Annotated in this window: 13 protein-coding genes; 7 read left to right on the top strand and 6 right to left on the bottom strand. The window is 53.3% G+C overall.

The genetic code is table 11. From position 1 onward, the window contains the following. Positions 1-223 precede the first annotated feature (223 nt). Both HU175_RS18520 and HU175_RS18525 read right to left on the bottom strand, forming a co-directional pair. Positions 224-2,233 (bottom strand): sialate O-acetylesterase, encoded by a 2,010-nt coding sequence (locus HU175_RS18520; protein WP_176567994.1) that lies wholly within the window; start codon positions 2,231-2,233, stop codon positions 224-226. A gap of 62 nt (positions 2,234-2,295) precedes the next feature. Then, entirely contained in the window at positions 2,296-3,489 is a 1,194-nt protein-coding gene (locus HU175_RS18525; RefSeq protein ID WP_176567995.1) for an exo-beta-N-acetylmuramidase NamZ domain-containing protein, read from the bottom strand. A 315-nt stretch (positions 3,490-3,804) separates the two neighbouring features. Here HU175_RS18525 and HU175_RS18530 point away from each other — a divergent pair, with 315 nt between their 5' ends. Beyond that, the gene (locus HU175_RS18530; protein ID WP_176567996.1) at positions 3,805-5,025 is read left to right on the top strand and encodes an ABC transporter permease; all 1,221 of its coding nucleotides are present in this window, start codon (positions 3,805-3,807) and stop codon (positions 5,023-5,025) included. 2 nt (positions 5,026-5,027) lie between these two features. On the opposite strand, the gene HU175_RS18535 is transcribed toward HU175_RS18530, so the two are convergent. Then, on the bottom strand, positions 5,028-5,912 hold the full coding sequence (locus HU175_RS18535) for a TraB/GumN family protein (protein WP_228724206.1): 885 nt from the start codon (positions 5,910-5,912) through the stop codon (positions 5,028-5,030). An 83-nt stretch (positions 5,913-5,995) separates the two neighbouring features. Between HU175_RS18535 and HU175_RS18540 the strand changes: the two genes are divergently transcribed. Next, complete coding sequence (locus HU175_RS18540) at positions 5,996-7,012, top strand: bile acid:sodium symporter family protein (protein ID WP_176567997.1); 1,017 nt, start codon at positions 5,996-5,998, stop codon at positions 7,010-7,012. A 14-nt stretch (positions 7,013-7,026) separates the two neighbouring features. On the opposite strand, the gene HU175_RS18545 is transcribed toward HU175_RS18540, so the two are convergent. Beyond that, positions 7,027-7,647: an outer membrane beta-barrel protein gene (locus HU175_RS18545; protein ID WP_176567998.1), complete on the bottom strand. Its 621-nt coding sequence runs from the start codon at positions 7,645-7,647 to the stop codon at positions 7,027-7,029. A gap of 202 nt (positions 7,648-7,849) precedes the next feature. On the opposite strand from HU175_RS18545, the gene HU175_RS18550 reads away from it, so the two are divergent. Beyond that, entirely contained in the window at positions 7,850-9,289 is a 1,440-nt protein-coding gene (locus tag HU175_RS18550; RefSeq protein ID WP_176567999.1) for an amino acid permease, read from the top strand. An 89-nt stretch (positions 9,290-9,378) separates the two neighbouring features. Here the strand turns inward: HU175_RS18550 and HU175_RS18555 are convergent, their stop codons facing one another. Beyond that, on the bottom strand, positions 9,379-10,464 hold the full coding sequence (locus HU175_RS18555) for a DUF4932 domain-containing protein (RefSeq protein WP_176568000.1): 1,086 nt from the start codon (positions 10,462-10,464) through the stop codon (positions 9,379-9,381). Positions 10,465-10,689: 225 nt separating this feature from the next. On the opposite strand from HU175_RS18555, the gene HU175_RS18560 reads away from it, so the two are divergent. Then, the gene (locus HU175_RS18560) at positions 10,690-11,709 is read left to right on the top strand and encodes a sensor histidine kinase (protein ID WP_176568001.1); all 1,020 of its coding nucleotides are present in this window, start codon (positions 10,690-10,692) and stop codon (positions 11,707-11,709) included. A 3-nt stretch (positions 11,710-11,712) separates the two neighbouring features. Then, complete coding sequence (locus HU175_RS18565) at positions 11,713-12,453, top strand: LytR/AlgR family response regulator transcription factor (RefSeq protein WP_176568002.1); 741 nt, start codon at positions 11,713-11,715, stop codon at positions 12,451-12,453. A gap of 12 nt (positions 12,454-12,465) precedes the next feature. Here the strand turns inward: HU175_RS18565 and HU175_RS18570 are convergent, their stop codons facing one another. Next, positions 12,466-13,434: a DUF2279 domain-containing protein gene (locus HU175_RS18570; protein WP_176568003.1), complete on the bottom strand. Its 969-nt coding sequence runs from the start codon at positions 13,432-13,434 to the stop codon at positions 12,466-12,468. 212 nt (positions 13,435-13,646) lie between these two features. Here HU175_RS18570 and HU175_RS18575 point away from each other — a divergent pair, with 212 nt between their 5' ends. Both HU175_RS18575 and ggt read left to right on the top strand, forming a co-directional pair. Then, entirely contained in the window at positions 13,647-15,167 is a 1,521-nt protein-coding gene (locus tag HU175_RS18575) for a malate:quinone oxidoreductase (protein WP_176568004.1), read from the top strand. 97 nt (positions 15,168-15,264) lie between these two features. Then, the gene (gene ggt / locus HU175_RS18580) at positions 15,265-16,962 is read left to right on the top strand and encodes a gamma-glutamyltransferase (RefSeq protein ID WP_176568005.1); all 1,698 of its coding nucleotides are present in this window, start codon (positions 15,265-15,267) and stop codon (positions 16,960-16,962) included. Positions 16,963-16,976 lie beyond the last annotated feature (14 nt).

Genomic DNA, 16,976 nt, shown 5'->3' on the forward strand with positions numbered 1-16,976 from the left:
GTTAGGGCATTTTTCGATACGCTCGGTTGGTTTAGAAGCTGTTTGAGTTAATCGCTCTGGCCACAAAGCGCGAACTTTAGCCTTGGACAGCATTCCTTTTTTCGTCCGTAGCTACGGCTGCGCGTTCTAAAAGCGCCCGCAGTCCAAGACCAAAATTCACAGATTTCCGACTCAAATCGCTAACTCAAACAGTTTCTTATCCGTTTTGACGTAACCAACCCACTCAGTGACTGATGAGTAACCGGCGCTGTGCCTGACCAGATTTTGCCTGAACGCGCACCGTGTACAGCCCCGTGGCCAGACTGTTTACCGATATCGAGAGAAGACCATTCTGAGGGCGTCCCTTGGTTTGCAGCAGCGTGCGTCCGGCGTCGTTATAAACCGTTACGGTCAGCGTTTCGCGCTGCCAGGGAGCCGAAATCTGAAGCTGTACCAGATCCTGAGCGGGATTAGGATACAGACGTACCAGTTGAGCTATCTCCTCTTCGGTGCTGAGTACCAACCGCATGGAGGCTGTCGCTACAGGTGAGTAATCAGCTACGGCCTGTTTCCCGAACGAGCGAATCCGATACTGATAAACTCTGCCAATCTGTAACGCTTCGGTCCTGGCATCCAGGTACGTCGACGTGCTGCCGGTCAACCGGGCCAACTGAATAAACGCACCAGTGCTGTCGGCGCGCTCCAGCACCCATTCGTCCGCCGGAGCCGTGTTGCTGTTTATGTTACTCCAGAACAGTTGAATGGCGCTGGTATCGACCGGCATAGCCCGCAGATCGGCGACGGGCAGCGGTGGATTGATGGGAACCTGATAAAATGTCAATGCCCGTACACCCCGCCGATTTTTAATGGTTGGCCCGGCGAAATAGCCTAATTCAGAATCCCGGTAATACGACGGCAGGTACGTCAGGTTTTGCCCCGTCGTGGCTTTGCTTAGTTTAAGCCGCAGTCGGTTGCCTTCCTCCGTTACGGTTCTGACCAGTCCCGTTTCGCCGTACGGGTAATCGGTATAGATCAGATCCCGTAAACTCAGCGAGTACCGGTGTGCATTAGCGGGATTCGTAACCGTCGTATCGGCGGGCCAGCGCATCTCCTGTCCCGGTTCAAATTCGATTACAATCTCGTCCTGTTCGGGTGTGCCGTAATAAATACGCTGTACGTTGGGTGACTGAATGTTGCTGGTATCTGTAGCGCCGTAGAAGTCGCGGGCCACGAGCCGATACAATTCAGTGCCAAACTGACGATAGGCTGCTTCGCCGTAATGCAGCCCCTGATAAGCGGGTAGACCTACCGTAGCAATAGGTACATTATCCGGAAAAGTACTCCCCGATCGGCGCTGGTAGTCACGGACGGCACCTGCTTTAATGACCTCGTCCCTTAGTAGGTTCAACTGCGAATGATAGACCCGTTTTATGCCGGGATAATCCTGCTTCCAGTAGCCATAGAGTTGCGGAAATAGTTGAGCGTACTGATCGGCATTGCCAGCCGCTTCGGCCTCGCCCTGCCGCCAGATCATGGCTTTGACCTGGTTGGAAACGCCCGCCTTACGAGCCCGGTACAGGAGTCGGCCGTATAAATTGCTTAAATCGCTCCCTCCACGATTGGTGTGGTCGTAGATAGCCGTTGACCCAGCCGCCCCGTTAATGATAGCCGTTGGAACACCCTGTTGCTCCAGGATAAGCCGCTGAAGTTCAACGCCCCATAATGCATTATCGCCTTCGGTGGTGTTACTGAGACACCAGGCCGTATCGGCAGGGTTATAGACGCGATTGCCGTTATTAACGCCAAACGTTCGGCAGAACTCATTCCGGTAGCCTTCGAACCGACCAATAGCGTTCGACTGGCCCATGATCAGGAAAACGTCCCCGCAAACAATGCTGTCGCGCACGGCAATACGTACTGAGTCGCCCGCTGCCCGATGGCCAGTCAGCTGAAAACCGTACTCACTACGTTCAGCTTTGATAAAAGGAAGAAAAGAAAAACGGCCAGTCACGGAATCGACGCGCACGTAGGCGTACTGGTACGGCTGCTGATTGCGGGTTACCAGCAATGATACACCAACTGCCGACCGGTCTGTTACGCGCCCGGTAATCGGCACGGCACACTGGCTATTCTGATCGCGGGGGTAGAGCTGCAGCCGGGCGGGCCACTGCTCAAGTACTACCGACACCTGCGCCCGGATTAACCCGGGCCATAAACTAATTCCAACGAAGAAGATAATCAGAAATCGCTTCACAAGTTACCCGCTCCCCAACTGACAGTCACACTTCCTACCTCAGTAACGCTGTTTCTGGTTCGTTAAGGGTACAACAGGTACTTTTTTCGCATTGTTTTGTAAGCAGTCAGCGCCGGCTGCCAGCTCTGGCGAATTTTGCTTTCCGGCACACCCGCTTCCAGCTGCAGCCGCAGTTGGTCGCTGCCGTAGAGTTTGTCGAGAAAGTTCGTACCCAGGAAATACTTGTTTTTGTCCGGCGCTTTCTGGTAGAAGTCGATGATGTATTTCAGCGAGAAGCCCAGTTTATAGGCATCTATTCCCGACAGGTCCAGCCCATAGCAAAGTTTTCCTTCCTGGGGTGGATTGATAGCACCCGCCTTGTCGACGGGCGTGAACTGATACGGTCCGTTTTTCGGGTTGGGTGATCCAATTACCTGAAACTGCTTGTCGGTGCCCCGTCCTACGCTCACAACAGTTCCTTCGAAGAGGCATAACGACGGGTAAAGCAGAATGGACTGCTGATTCGGCAGATTGGGAGAAGGCGGAATGGGCAACGTATAAGGCGTCTGGTGAGTGTAGTTCCTGACGGGAATTACCGTGAGCTGCGTGACTTTACCGCCCCCCAGCCAGTTTTCGCCGTTGATCATTCGGGCCAGTTCGCCAATAGTCAACCCATGAACCACCGGTATGGGATGCATGCCCACGAACGACTTGAACTTCGGGTCCAGCACCGGGCCATCAACGTAATGACCGTTCGGGTTTGGCCGGTCGAGCACGATCAGTGGTTTCCCCACCTCGGCGCAGGCCTCCATGACGTAATGCAGGGTACTGATGTAGGTGTAGAAGCGGGTGCCGACGTCCTGTATATCAAAGACCAGTACGTCCAGGGAGTCGAGCTGGGCAGATGTCGGTTTATAGTTCTTGCCATAGAGCGAAACAATACTGATTCCGGTTTGCGGATCGCGGCTGCTGGCTACTTTTTCGCCCGCGCTGGCCTGCCCCCGGAAACCGTGCTCGGGCGAGAAAATTGTGGTGATCGACACACCCATCGACGAGAGCGAATCGACCAGGTGCCGCTTACCCAGTGTTGAGGTCTGGTTAACAATCATGCCGACGCGTTTACCTTTCAGGGCGGGTAAATACAGGTCCGTTTGCCACGCACCGGGCTCAACCGGGGCTTGAACCGCTTTACCGGACTGCGCCCGGCTGGGCTCGGCCCCACTTAGAGCGAAGATGAAGGCAAGGCTGATAAACAGAATTTTCCGCAATGAAGTCATAAGCGTATGTTGAGAGCACCTTCTACAAAACTCTTAGAAGCTGTTTGAGTTAGCGATTTAGGCCGAAAAGTAGTGGATTTTTGTTGTCAACAAGGCACTTTTCGAGCGCGTAGCTGTGCTACGAGCGAGAAAAGGAACGCAGTTGGCAGCAAAAAGACGCGCTTAGCGGCCAAAGCGATTAATTCAACCAGCTTCTTAATTTTACGCTGTCGAACAAAGCCGTCTAACGGAGACGGACTCCTTTCGCCTAAAAAAAGCCGGTTTTTCTAACGCTTTTCGGGTTCTGTTCGTTGATTTAGCAAACTGACCACTACGTTGAACGTCCCCCTTTTTCTTGCCCGCAAAGTACGAAATGCGCCTGAAGGCAGCTTTTCGGCCACAGTTACCCGCGTCGGCATCGTCAGCATTGCGCTGGGGCTGGGTATTTTGCTGGTTGCCTTTGCGGTATTGTTTGGCTTTAAAAGTACAATTCAGCAAAAGATCTTTCTGTTTGGTGCGCACCTGCAGGTCACGAAATTCAGCAACAACGTTTCCTACGCCGAATCGCCCCTTTCACTCGATACTGATCTGTACCGAAACCGCGACAAGATTCCCGGCGTCCGTCATATTCAGGCGATCGGAATCAAAGCGGGTATCCTGAAAACGAAAGACGAACTGTCGGGAGTAGTGCTGAAAGGCGTCGGCTCCGACTACGACTGGACCCTGCTGCGGGAGTCGCTGGTGGCGGGGACCGTTCCTACGGTAGGAGCTGATACGGCCTCGACCCAGATCCTGATCAGTCAATACATGGCCAACCAACTGCAGTTAAAAGTCGGCGAAACCGTCCCCCTTTATTTTCTGAGCAATCCCCCCCGCGCCCGGAAAATGACCGTCACCGGCATTTACGAAACGGGATTGGAGGAAGTGGATAAAACCATTGCCCTGGGCGATATCCGGCTGATCCAGAAGCTGAATCGATGGAGCGCCGACTCGGTAGGCAGCTACGAAATTTTCATCGATGATTTTAGTCAGTTGGCAGCCATGCGCCGATCGCTGTTCGAGCGGCTGGATTCGAACATGCGGCTGACTACCGTTACGGATCAGTACCGGCCCCTGTTCGACTGGATGATTCTGCTGGACCGGAATATGGAAATTTTACTCGGCCTGATCACGTTCGTAGCTTCGTTCAACATGGTATCGGTCCTGCTGGTGCTGATGATGGAGCGCACACCCATGATCGGTCTACTGAAAGCGCTGGGCGGCACCAACCAGCTAATCCGGCGTATGTTCGTCTTCGTAGGTCTCAATATGGTTGGCTGGGGCTTGCTGATTGGTGACGTAGTGGGACTGGGATTGTGCTTCATTCAGGACCGTTTCAAGCTGATTCCGCTCGACCCCAAGAATTACTTCATGAATTACGTTCCCATTGTCTGGGACTGGCCGACAATTCTAATCCTAAACGGGGCTGCCATTGTTCTGATCGCCATGGTGCTCTGGCTCCCCACGCTGATCATCAACCGGATTCAGCCCGTCAAAGCCCTGAACTTTAAAAAATAACGTCAGTTTACGGGCGTTACGGTATACCCTTTCTGGCGAAGCAGGGTAAGCACGCCCTGTTCTCCACCTAGGTGGCCGGCTCCGAACGCGAAAAACGTCGGCTTGGCTTTGGCGGCTTTCTCGATAACCGGAATCCAACGCAGGTTCCGGTCCCGAAGCAGGCTGTTTTCGTATTCGTTGGCCCCCGCGTCGAACTTGCTTTCCTTCATGGCTGCCGTTAGCCTGGCGACATCGTGGGTTTTATAGACGTTCAGAAACTGCGCGAACTCGGCTTTGGCTTCGTCTGGCTTTTTGGCCATGTCGACAATCCCTTTCAACTGGTCTTCCAACGGAATTTTATCGAGGGCGGCCAGCTGGTCATCAATCGTTTCCAGGCCGAGCACTTCCTTCTTGTCCTTACCTGCCATCTGGGCAAAGGTCATGTCGTAGGAAGCAGGCTGGCAGCTCAGCATGCTCATGTACATCAGCGACAAGAGCCCGATGGGTTTCAATCCACCCACCTGTGCCAGCCCGATCTGAATATTTTTTTTCAGGTAATTATCCAGCAGGGTATAATCCTCGGCAGACAGCAGGTCTTTTGTGGTTTTGCCACCGGTCATGAACATTGATTTTTGCATCTGCGCCATCATCGCGGGATCATCCAGGTCCAGTTCCAGGTACATCTGTTGGGCGCCATGAATCGCGTTTTCAGTGGCAGGGGTAATCTGTAAATCGTTGGGGCACAACAGATGAAACGTACCATACAAGTACGACGGCTGCGTCAGACCAGGGCCTGTCATCCGGTAGAGCAGGGTTGTATCCTGCGCCCAGGTAGTCAGGCTGGCAGCCAGAAAAACAACAAAAAGAGCAAGAATATGACGAACGAACATACTGATTGAGGTGTGCATAGGAACTGATTCGAAAAGCCGGACGTCTTCGTAAAGCCCGTTGCTGGATAAAACGAAAAAGGGACCGAACCCGTTACGTTCTTATGGCAAAAACTTCGTTACCTGCGCTGCTGGCCCGCGTTGGCCTCGACTGGTTTATCCTGGCGCTGCTGGCCATGATTGGTCTGGCCAAGCTCTGGCCCGAACCGGGCATTCAGGAAGGCTTCTTCAGCCTATCGACGCTGGCAACCTACGGCGTTTCGCTTATTTTCTTTTTTTACGGCCTGCGGCTCAACTTCGATCAGCTCAGGGCGGGTCTCCTGAATCATCGGCTTCATCTGCTGATTCACCTCACAACATTCGTGCTGTTTCCGGCCATCGTACTGGGTGCCCGCTCCCTGTTCATGACGCCCGACACGGAACTACTCTGGCTGGGCCTGTTCTACGTAGCGGCCCTACCCTCCACGGTATCGTCCTCGGTAGTGATGGTGTCCATTGCGGGGGGCAATATCCCGGCCGCTATTTTTAACGCCAGTATCTCCAGCCTGATCGGTGTATTTGTCACGCCCCTGTGGATGAGTGTTTTGCTGACGGGCAACGACGGCCAGTACGATTTAGCTGGCGTTATCGTCAAACTGTCGATTCAGGTGATTGTGCCGGTCGTGCTGGGTCTGCTGCTGAACCGGAAACTGGGCTGGTTTGCCGAACGGCACAAGACGGCGCTCCGTTACTTCGACCAGTTCACTATTCTGCTGATCGTGTACACGGCCTTCTGCGAATCCTTCACCCGAAATCTGTTCGCGGGCTACTCGGCTGCGGACCTGCTCGGGCTGGCAGCCATTCTGCTCGCGCTGTTTTTCCTGGTGATGGGTTTGATTATGGGCTTAAGCCGTTCGCTGGGATTTAGTCGGGAAGATCGGATTACGGCCCTGTTCTGCGGCTCCAAGAAATCGCTGGTGCAGGGCAGCGTAATGGCGAACGTCCTGTTCCCGTCAACAGTGGCCGGCGTGGCTTTACTACCTATTATGATGTACCACGCCCTGCAACTGATCATTGCCAGTATTATCGCCCAGGCCATGGCCCGACGGCAGCCGAAAGCCCCCACTATTGCCCGGGCGTAGCGGAAATTTTGGGGTTATTCACCAAAGAAAATCTGCAAACCGATACCGAGCGACAGGGACTTCCAATTACTGGTGAAGGACACAAGATTATTATTCACGTCGCAAGCCTCAGTCTTAGACGCCTGTATGTTATAGCTCAGTCCGGCATTCAGCGCTACATTGTTGGTAAAAAAATAGGCAACTCCTACGGTTGGAGTCAGGTTAGTAGAACTCGCCAGGCTTGTCCGTTCGCTTAGTTGCCCCGTAACATCTTCCTGCGTTTGTTTATTGATAGACCGGCTGTAACTGTAGGCTAGCTCAGCGTATGGCTTCAGTTGGGTTTTGCCGACATAGTAACGGGCAAATGGAGACAGCCCGTAACCAGTGCTTATCGATTTGGCAAACGGGGCAATAGCAGTAGGAAATCTGAATGCAGAGTAACTCAATGGAACCCCCGTTCCTACCAACAGGTTATCAATAACAAAATATCCGGCTGAGGGCGATATACTTCCTGAGAAGTTTTTAGTCCCATTTTGCGACTGGTAAGAGAAATTTCCTACCTGAGCGCCAACCTGCCAGCGTCCCTGCTCGGTTTGTGCGTTGACAACTGACGTTATGGTTCCGAACAACAGGACGATTAAAACTAGTCTTTTCATTAACTCTCAATCAATTTAGCTGACTACTGACCGACAAAGGTAAGTTTTTAATTAACCTTACTCATGATATTAACCTAGCCGGAAACCCTTCACGGCCAGTCCGGCGATTACTGTAGTACCAGATAAACCCTTGGGCTATCTTCGCGTAAATTTTTCGGGTTGTTTGTCGCCATCAGTGGGGCAGACGATCAGGTTCGTTCGTATGCGTATTAAATCATTATACCTGTTGCGGCAGGAGGCTGCCCAGAGTGGCGAGAATACCCTGAAACGGTCGCTGGGTGCCTTCAATCTCGTCGCAATTGGCATCGGAGTAATCATCGGCGCCGGCTTGTTTTCGCTAACCGGCATTGCGGCTGCCAACCATGCCGGGCCAGCCGTAACGCTCTCGTTTGTTGTGGCCGCCGTTGGTTGTGCGTTCAGTGCGCTCTGCTACGCCGAATTTGCGGCCCTCGTTCCGGTATCGGGTAGTGCCTATACGTACGCGTATGCAACGCTGGGTGAATTATTTGCCTGGATTATCGGCTGGGATCTCGTACTGGAGTATTCGGTGGGCGCGGCTACGGTGGCCATTAGCTGGTCGCAGTACCTGAACCGTTTTCTGAGCTACTACGGTCTTCACCTCCCACCCCAGCTAACGCTTTCGCCCTTCGAAACGGCTACGGCAGCCGATGGCGCAATCGTATCAGGCTACATCAACCTGCCCGCCGTTCTGATTGTCGTATCCATCACGGCTATTATCATCCGGGGAACGTCGGGCTCGGCCCTGTTCAACGCCATCGTAGTGATTCTCAAAGTACTGGTCGTGCTAGTCTTTATCGCCCTGGGCTGGCAATACATTGATCCGGCTAACTACCAGCCGTACATTCCCGCCAATACCGGTACGTTCGGGGAGTTCGGCTGGAGTGGCGTTCTGCGGGGGGCAGGGGTCGTCTTTTTCGTGTTTATCGGCTTCGACATCGTAGCGACCCTGGCGCAGGAAGCCAAGCAACCACAACGCGACATGCCCATTGGTATTCTGGGCTCGCTGATTGTTTGTACCATTTTGTTTGTGCTGTTTGGCTACGTCATGACGGGCATGGCCAATTATACGGAGTTCAAAGACAGCGCGGCCCCGGTAGCAATCGCCATCGACAAAACGCCCTACCGCTGGCTGGGCCAACTCATTATCGGTGCCATTCTGATTGGCTACACGTCGGTGATTCTAGTTGATCTGCTGGGGCAGTCTCGGGTGTTTTTCTCCATGAGTCGCGACGGGCTGCTCCCCAGTGCTTTTTCCGAAGTACATCCCCGTTTTCGTACTCCCTGGAAATCAAACGTACTGCTGTGCGTATTCATCGGTCTGTTTGCCGGATTTGTTCCCATTCAGGTTGTCGGTGAAATGACGAGCATTGGTACGTTACTCGCGTTCGTAATGGTCTGCCTGGGCGTGCTGATCCTACGCCGAACGCAGCCCGACGCGCCCCGCTCCTTCCGGACGCCCTGGGTACCCGTTGTCCCCATTCTGGGTATTCTCACCTGCCTGGTGATGATGTTGTCCCTGCCCGCCGATACGTGGTTGCGGCTAGTGATCTGGCTGGGTATTGGACTGGCTATTTATTTTACGTACGGCCGCAAAAAGAGCAAACTGAACGCTGTTGACTAATCAGCCAGTTATGTAAAAGCCCCACCTAACGCCAGGTGGGGGTTTTACGTTTCGCATCTATTTGGATGCGACAAGATAGACAACACCTGCTAATTGACCGGTTTCAACGTTGCCCAGTTCCGCAGCAGGACCGGGAAGTATTCATCAAATGTAGCGTACTGGCGGGTGTGGAGGTAGTCGTTCTGTAGCATACTAGCCAACTTATCAGTATACAAATAGCCATTCTTTTCTTCCGATGCGAGCCGCTGTCTGGCAGCTTCGGCCCCGACATGTTCGCGATGTAGGGCGAGCGAAATGGCCCGCACGATTGACTCATCCACAAAATGCGGCCAGTCGTTGATGTTCTGCTGAGCAAGTCGGTCGTTTTTGGGCATCAAATGCCTGAGCGAATCAATCTGAGCGCGGTATTGCTGGCGTAATTGACTGATGTAAATATGGCTGCCCTCATGCCAGACCAGATTGTATAAAACATCAGTCTCAAAGGCAAGGTCTTTTGTTGGCTTAGCTTGGCGGTCCCAGTACCCTTGCTGATAGACAATATACTGGCTAAAGGCCGGAGCCAGCGTTTTTGTCATGATTGCGTGCGCGCCGTACGAGTTCATAGGATCAAGGCAGATGTACCAGCGACTGGTAGTCGGATAGCGAAAAAAGCTTTCTAGTTTCTGGACCATCTGCAACGAATCAACCTGATGCCGGTAGGCCTTGCCCCAGCGATCATAGTCAGCCTGGTGCTGCCGGTAAAACGTACCAAACTGACTCCTCTTGGCAAAATCGGCGCATAGTGTCAGGTAATCGGTCAGTTCCTGCCGGGAAAACGCTTTTAGCCAATACGTCGAGTCAGGGACGGTAAACGTCGACGGTTTCATTGGATCGGCAAAACACCAGCCCAATTCCGGCAGGTCAAAGCCGGTGGGAACATCGGAGTTAAACAGAAACAGTACCGCCGGGTGATTCCGATAGGTAGCAAAATGGGTACGTACGGCCGTCAGATACGGTGACGGCTGCGGGCCTTCGCGACCCGCCAAATACTGGATGATGGCCAGTAGTTCGACACCTGGATGCACCGTTACGGTTAGTTTCTCACCGGCTTTTGCCCCAAAGGGCGATGGTTGGGAAGGAGACTGAGCCAGGGCTAGCTGGCTAACAAAAAGTACGAGCAGGCACAATTTTTTCATGGCACTTCAGCAGGATTGGTGAATAATCACCCAAAAGTTGCTGTCCTCGATAAGCCCTCAAACTGAGATTGACCAACGCCATTTTTACCTTGACAAAACCTCGATTCGGGAAATAAGCCGGTTTATCCAAGTTCGTAGTGCATTGGTGTAGACCTATCCGCTGTTCGTCAAGTTGGCAGATAGTTGAGCAGGATTTTTGGTATTTTGGGCCAAACCAACGCATCTATGAAGCGGCAATACCTCGTTCTGATCCATCTTATTTTCTGGAGTTTACTGCTGCTCAGCGACGCGGTGCAGCACTACGAGTACAGTCGTTATCACCCTACCATCGCGCGTACGCTGCTTATTACGTCGATGTACATGCTCATCAACGTAACCGCCTTTTACGGAGGGTACGCGTTGATTTACCGCTTCCTGATACGACCCTGGCCGTGGCCCGGCTGGTTGGCAATCATCAATATTCCAACCACGCTTATTCTAATCGTAATGATGCGTTACGTAATAGAATTCGGAATTTTGAAACCTATATTTCAGTACGATAATTACGCCGTCAACCCGAATTTCACCTGGACTTGGTTCGTCCAAAATGCGGTGCTGTTTTATTGGAGCTGGACGCTCTACGGGGTCCTGTATGGCTTTGCCGAACATTACGTTCAACAGCAGCAGCGCGCCCGCGAACAGATGAAAGCCGAGGTATCGCTGCTGCGGGCGCAGGTCAACCCGCATTTTCTGTTCAACGTCCTCAACGACTTTTACGCCCTCTCTCTGACCCAGCCCGGCCGGATGCCCGACGCCCTGTTGAAACTGGCGGACCTATTGCGCTATATGCTTTATAGCAGTCAGTCGGTAGCAGTTCCGCTGATGGAAGAGGTGGCCTACGTCAAAAGCTACATTGATCTGGAACAGCTTGGGCAGAACGTACGCGACAACGTACAGACCTCCTTTGTGGGATCGTTCGACAACCGGCAGATTGCGCCCATGCTCCTGATTCCGTTCGTGGAGAACGCCTTCAAGCATGGTGCTTTATATCAGGGTCAGGCCATTACCATTGACTTGACGGCCGATGATCGCCAGCTTGTCTTTCGGTGCCGCAACGCCAAACAAGCGGGGCAGAAAGACAAAACTGGTGGCATTGGCCTGGCAAACATTCGGCGTCGGCTTGCGCTGGAATATCCTGACCGCCATTCTCTGCGCATCAATGATACCGACACCTTGTTCGACATAGATCTCCATATAACGTTCTGAACTATGCCCATTGCTACCCAACGCAGCACCGTCCGGTATAGCACCATCCGGTGTGGAATCGTGGACGACAAACCGCTGGCCATCGATCTGCTGCGAGCCCACGCCGATCAGATTTCGTACCTGCATGTTGTCTTCGCCACGACTAACCCGCTCGACGTACTACCAGCGCTGGACGAAAATCCGGTCGACCTGATTTTTCTTGATATTCAGATGCCCGGCCTGACAGGATTACAATTAGCGAATCTGATTGGCACAAAAACGCGGATCATTTTCACCACCGCCTACGCCGATTACGCGCTCGATGGGTTTGAGCACAGCGCCGTCGATTATCTGCTGAAACCCATTCCATTCGAGCGGTTTTACAAAGCGGTTCAGAAAGCTCGTGAGGTTATTGGCCAACCGACATCGTCCGGCATCAGCCCAACCGAGCAAACGCGCGATTTTCTGTTTGTCCGAACCGAAGCGCGGCTGGTTAAGGTTACCTTCAACGCCCTGCTGTACGTCGAAGCGATGCAGAATTATTGCGTGCTGCATACCACTGACGTCCGGGTAATGACCCTGCAACCGATGCGACAAATGCAGGAACAACTACCCGAAGAGCAGTTTGTCCGGGTGCATAAATCCTACATCGTCAACATCAGTAGTATAGACTCAGTCGAACGAAGCCGCATTTTTATTGGCAAAACCATCATTCCCGTCGGCGACAGTTACCGCGACGAATTTTATCGGCGTTTAACCGGTTAAACGCACTCCTGCTTACTCTTTCGGTAGCAGGAACGGGTGGAAACGTACCCCCTTCTGTTTGTTATATTCCAGCGAGGGGGCCGGAATTTTGAAGAACTGCGCCGTACCGATAAACCGTTGCAACGAGGGACTGAACGTACCCACGCGCGACAGATCGGCATCGGGGGAGATAAAGAATTGTCGGTAGCGCTCGAACTTCACTTCGTTACCGTCCTTGTCAATTACCCTTGGATTCTCGTGTCCGCCGATCATACCGCTGCCGCTGTAGCCCACGTCCATATTTAGCCAGCGGGGGAAGGACGGGCCAACGGGTAGCACCGATGCCAGGTTAACCGATAGCCAGTATTGCTGCCCGTTATAATCCTTCAGCATTTGCTGCCCCACGGAATGACCGAGCAGATTGGGCCGGTACTGCGGGAAGATCGTTTTTCGAAAGCCGTATTTTAACGTAACGACCTGCTGGCCAGCGCCGTACTGCTGCCCAACAAACAGCGCCGTACCGGCCAGGTTAGCGGCCATGTCGCCCTTCGAAAACCCCCACCCTTCCGAATGGCCGTCGAACACTTCAATAGTCGTCTGAAATAACAAGGCTAACAATCCGCCCGTCAGGGTGCTGGCCCCTTCGCTAACGCCACTCCACCGCATCAGTTCGTAGCCGCCCCGGCTCATGCAATAAGCCGTAGTCATGTGGCCAATTTTATCCATCTGCAGCCACTCGCCGTTGTCGTTAAAACTATGAAACGGGACTTTCTTTTTGTACCATTGCTTCTTGAGTAAAAGCAGAGTCAGCGTGTAGAATGCGGCTGTCCCAACAACAACGCCAATAAATCGACCCTCCCGGACTCCGGTCGATTCGGGGGTGATGCTGATTGGATTGGCTACCTGCGCCCTGACCGACTGACTAAGCAGGCAGACGCAGCAGAATAGCCATATAGACCGGCGCAGGTTTGTGGAAAGCGCCTTTATATCCGGTTTATTCATTCGTAAAAATGGCCCTGCTTCGTTAACGTCGGGTACAGTATTGGAAAAAATTGTGTCGGCATCAATTTAGTAGCGTTACTTTTGCCAAAAGTAGACGAAATCCCTAAAAGCATGTTGTGTCAACCCGAATTGACAGTAAGATTCCACCGTCAATCCGGAACAACAAGCCTCTATTTTTTGTAATACTTTAGATGTTTTACCCGGCTATTTGAATGGCAAAGCGCGACAATTCAATACAGAACGGCCCCGACGTAGTTTTGATCGGAGCAGGCATTATGAGTGCCACCCTGGGCGTGTTGCTGAAAGAACTGCAACCTGACCTGACCATTGATATCTACGAACGACTCGACAACGCTGCCGCCGAAAGCTCCGACGCTTGGAACAACGCCGGAACCGGTCATTCGGCTTTCTGCGAGTTGAACTATACCCCTGAACGTAAGGATGGAACGGTTGAGATTGTTAAGGCAATCAAGATCGCCGAGTACTTCGAAGAGTCGAAAGAATTCTGGGCCTATCTGGTGGAGAAGGGTTTTCTGCAGGACGCGCCCAACTTTATCCGCCCCATTCCGCACATGAGTTTTGTGTGGGGGCAGGACAATGTCAACTATCTCCGGAAACGTTTCGAAGCTCTTACCCAGAATTACCTGTTTGAGGGCATGGAGTTCTCCGAAAACAAAGCAAAACTGGCCGAATGGATTCCGCTGGTGATGCATAACCGGGACCCAAATCAGCCGGTAGCTGCCACGAAAATGGACATCGGCACCGACGTTAACTTTGGTGCCCTGACCCGGGCGATGTTCCTTCGGCTGATGGAAATGCCGGGCGTCAAGATGTATTTCAATCACGACGTACGTAACCTGAACCGCTCAAAAACGGGGGGGTGGTCGGTCAAAGTCGAAGATAATGGCACAGGCCAGACACGTACCGTTGATACCAAATTTGTGTTTATCGGCGCGGGTGGCGGTTCGCTGCGGCTGCTCGAAAAATCAAATATCCCCGAAAGTAAAGGCTACGGTGGTTTCCCGGTGAGCGGTCAGTGGCTCAAATGCATCAACCGGGACATCATTGAACAGCATCAGGCTAAGGTCTACGGAAAAGCGTCGGTGGGCGCTCCGCCGATGTCGGTACCCCACCTCGATACCCGGATGATCGACGGCAAGCGCGAGTTGCTGTTCGGACCGTATGCTGGTTTTTCGACTAAATTCCTCAAAAGCGGTTCCTACATGGATTTGCCGGGCTCGATCCAGTTCAGCAACATGTATCCGATGGTCATGGCCGGGGTACGTAACATTCCACTGACCCGTTACCTCATCGAACAGGTCATGCAGTCGCCCCAGGATCGGCTGAACGCACTGAGAGAGTACTTCCCCGACGCCAAAATGGAAGATTGGGAACTGGAAATCGCTGGACAGCGGGTACAGGTTATTAAAAAAGACGAGAAAGCAGGGGGCGTTCTGGAGTTTGGTACCGAAGTCGTCAGTGCCGCCGATGGCAGCATTGCTGCCCTGCTGGGCGCATCGCCCGGTGCATCAACGGCCGTATCGATTATGGTCGATCTGCTCAAACGCTGCTATCCTGAACAGACGAAAAGCGACGCGTGGCAGGCTAAGCTGAAAGAGATGATTCCCTCCTACGGACAATCGCTGAGCAAGAATCCTGAACTGGGCAAGCAGATCAGAAAACACACCAGCAAGGTGCTGCACCTGACTGATCCCCGCCAAATACCGGCCTAAACGGATCATTTCCTTAGGCTATATCGTATTGATTCTTATCTTGTGCCACGGTCATCGACCGTGGCATTTGTTTTTGTCGCCCGCCAACTAGCCCTCTATGAAAAAATTTGTCTTTTCTCTCTGGCTGCTAGCCAGTACGTCGCTTGTTGTTTCGGCCCAGGACCGTCTCATGGGCAAGAGCTTTGCCACCCGGTCCGTGGTTATGGGGCAGCGCGGTATGGCCTGCACCTCCCATCCACTGTCGACCCAGGCTGCTGTTGCCGTTCTTCGTTCTGGCGGAAACGCGATCGATGCGGCCATTGCGGCCAACGCGATGGAGGGTGTAGTCGAGCCCCACGTCAACGGCATCGGCGGAGATCTATTCGCCATCGTCTGGGACGCCAAAAGCAAAAAACTCTATGGCCTGAACGCATCGGGCCGTTCTCCCTACTCACTGACGCTGGCCGAGTTCAAAAAACGCGGCATCACGCATATTCCCTCCGACGGCCCCCTCCCGGTGTCGACGCCGGGCTGCGTGGACGGCTGGTTCGAGCTGCACAAACGGTTTGGCAGGAAACCCATGACCGAGGTTCTGTCGCACGCCATTCACTACGCCCGTACCGGCTATCCAGTGCATGACGAAGCGGCCTTCTACTGGCCGTCTATGATCAACCGGTTCAGCAAATACCCGAACGTAAAAGAGACGTATTCGCTCAACGGTGCGACTCCCAAACGGGGCGACCTCTTCAAAAATCCGGCGCTGGCCAATACGTTGGAGAAGATTGCCAAAGGCGGCCGGGACGTGTTTTACAAGGGCGAGATTGCCCAGACCATCGACGTCTTCATGAAACGGATGGGTGGCTTTCTGAGTTCGAAAGACCTGGCCGACCATACGTCCACCTGGGTAGAACCTGTTTCGACCAACTACCGAGGGTACGATGTTTGGGAACTGCCTCCCAACAGCCAGGGTATTGCGGCCCTGCAGATGCTGAACCTGCTGGAACCGTACGACTTTTCGAAAATTCCCTGGGGTAGCCCGGAGCACATTCACCGGTTTGTAGAAGCCAAAAAACTGGCCTTCGAAGACCGGGCCAAGTACTACGCCGATCCTGATTTTGCGAAGATCCCGGTTAAGGAACTAATCAGCAAAACCTACGCGGCCGAACGCCATAAACTCATCAACCCCGACCGGGCCGCCACCCGCGTCGAAGCCGGAAATCCAGCCCTTAAAGATGGCGACACGATCTACCTGACCGTTGCCGATGAGGAAGGCAATATGGTATCGCTTATTCAAAGCAACTACCGGGGCTTCGGGTCGGGTATGGTACCGGACGGACTGGGCTTCATGCTCCAGAACCGGGGCGAACTTTACAGCCTGACCGAGGGCCAGAATAATACGTATGCGCCCCACAAACGTCCTTTTCAGACAATCATCCCTGCGTTTATCACAAAGGACGGGCAGCCCTACATGAGCTTTGGCCTGATGGGCGGCAGCTTTCAGCCACTGGGTCATGTGCAGATCGTTATGAACATGATCGACTACGGCATGAATCCACAGGAAGCGGGCGATGCGCCCCGTATCGACCACCAGGGTTCGTCGGAACCCACGGGCGAACGCATGGTTGATTCGGGTTTTATTACGCTGGAATCCGGCTACCCCTACGAGACCATCCGCGATCTGATGCGGAAAGGCCACAAGGTCGGCTACGGACTTGGTGGGTACGGCGGCTACCAGGCGATTCTGTACGACGCGAAGAACAAGGTGTACCACGGCGCTACCGAATCCCGCAAAGACGGACAGGCCGCTGGTTTTTAAGACGAGAGGCCCTA

The organism is Spirosoma sp. KUDC1026 (assembly GCF_013375035.1).
In the GTDB taxonomy this organism is placed as follows: domain Bacteria; phylum Bacteroidota; class Bacteroidia; order Cytophagales; family Spirosomataceae; genus Spirosoma.

What these genes read in the sequence shown, in the direction of transcription:
- HU175_RS18525 (WP_176567995.1), bottom strand. Translation starts at nt 3,489, where the DNA reads ATGACTTCATTGCGGAAAATTCTGTTTATCAGCCTTGCCTTCATCTTC.
- HU175_RS18535 (WP_228724206.1), bottom strand. Translation starts at nt 5,912, where the DNA reads ATGCACACCTCAATCAGTATGTTCGTTCGTCATATTCTTGCTCTTTTT.
- HU175_RS18540 (WP_176567997.1), top strand. Translation starts at nt 5,996, where the DNA reads ATGGCAAAAACTTCGTTACCTGCGCTGCTGGCCCGCGTTGGCCTCGAC.
- HU175_RS18545 (WP_176567998.1), bottom strand. Translation starts at nt 7,647, where the DNA reads ATGAAAAGACTAGTTTTAATCGTCCTGTTGTTCGGAACCATAACGTCA.
- HU175_RS18550 (WP_176567999.1), top strand. Translation starts at nt 7,850, where the DNA reads ATGCGTATTAAATCATTATACCTGTTGCGGCAGGAGGCTGCCCAGAGT.
- HU175_RS18555 (WP_176568000.1), bottom strand. Translation starts at nt 10,464, where the DNA reads ATGAAAAAATTGTGCCTGCTCGTACTTTTTGTTAGCCAGCTAGCCCTG.
- HU175_RS18560 (WP_176568001.1), top strand. Translation starts at nt 10,690, where the DNA reads ATGAAGCGGCAATACCTCGTTCTGATCCATCTTATTTTCTGGAGTTTA.
- HU175_RS18565 (WP_176568002.1), top strand. Translation starts at nt 11,713, where the DNA reads ATGCCCATTGCTACCCAACGCAGCACCGTCCGGTATAGCACCATCCGG.
- HU175_RS18570 (WP_176568003.1), bottom strand. Translation starts at nt 13,434, where the DNA reads ATGAATAAACCGGATATAAAGGCGCTTTCCACAAACCTGCGCCGGTCT.
- HU175_RS18575 (WP_176568004.1), top strand. Translation starts at nt 13,647, where the DNA reads ATGGCAAAGCGCGACAATTCAATACAGAACGGCCCCGACGTAGTTTTG.
- ggt (WP_176568005.1), top strand. Translation starts at nt 15,265, where the DNA reads ATGAAAAAATTTGTCTTTTCTCTCTGGCTGCTAGCCAGTACGTCGCTT.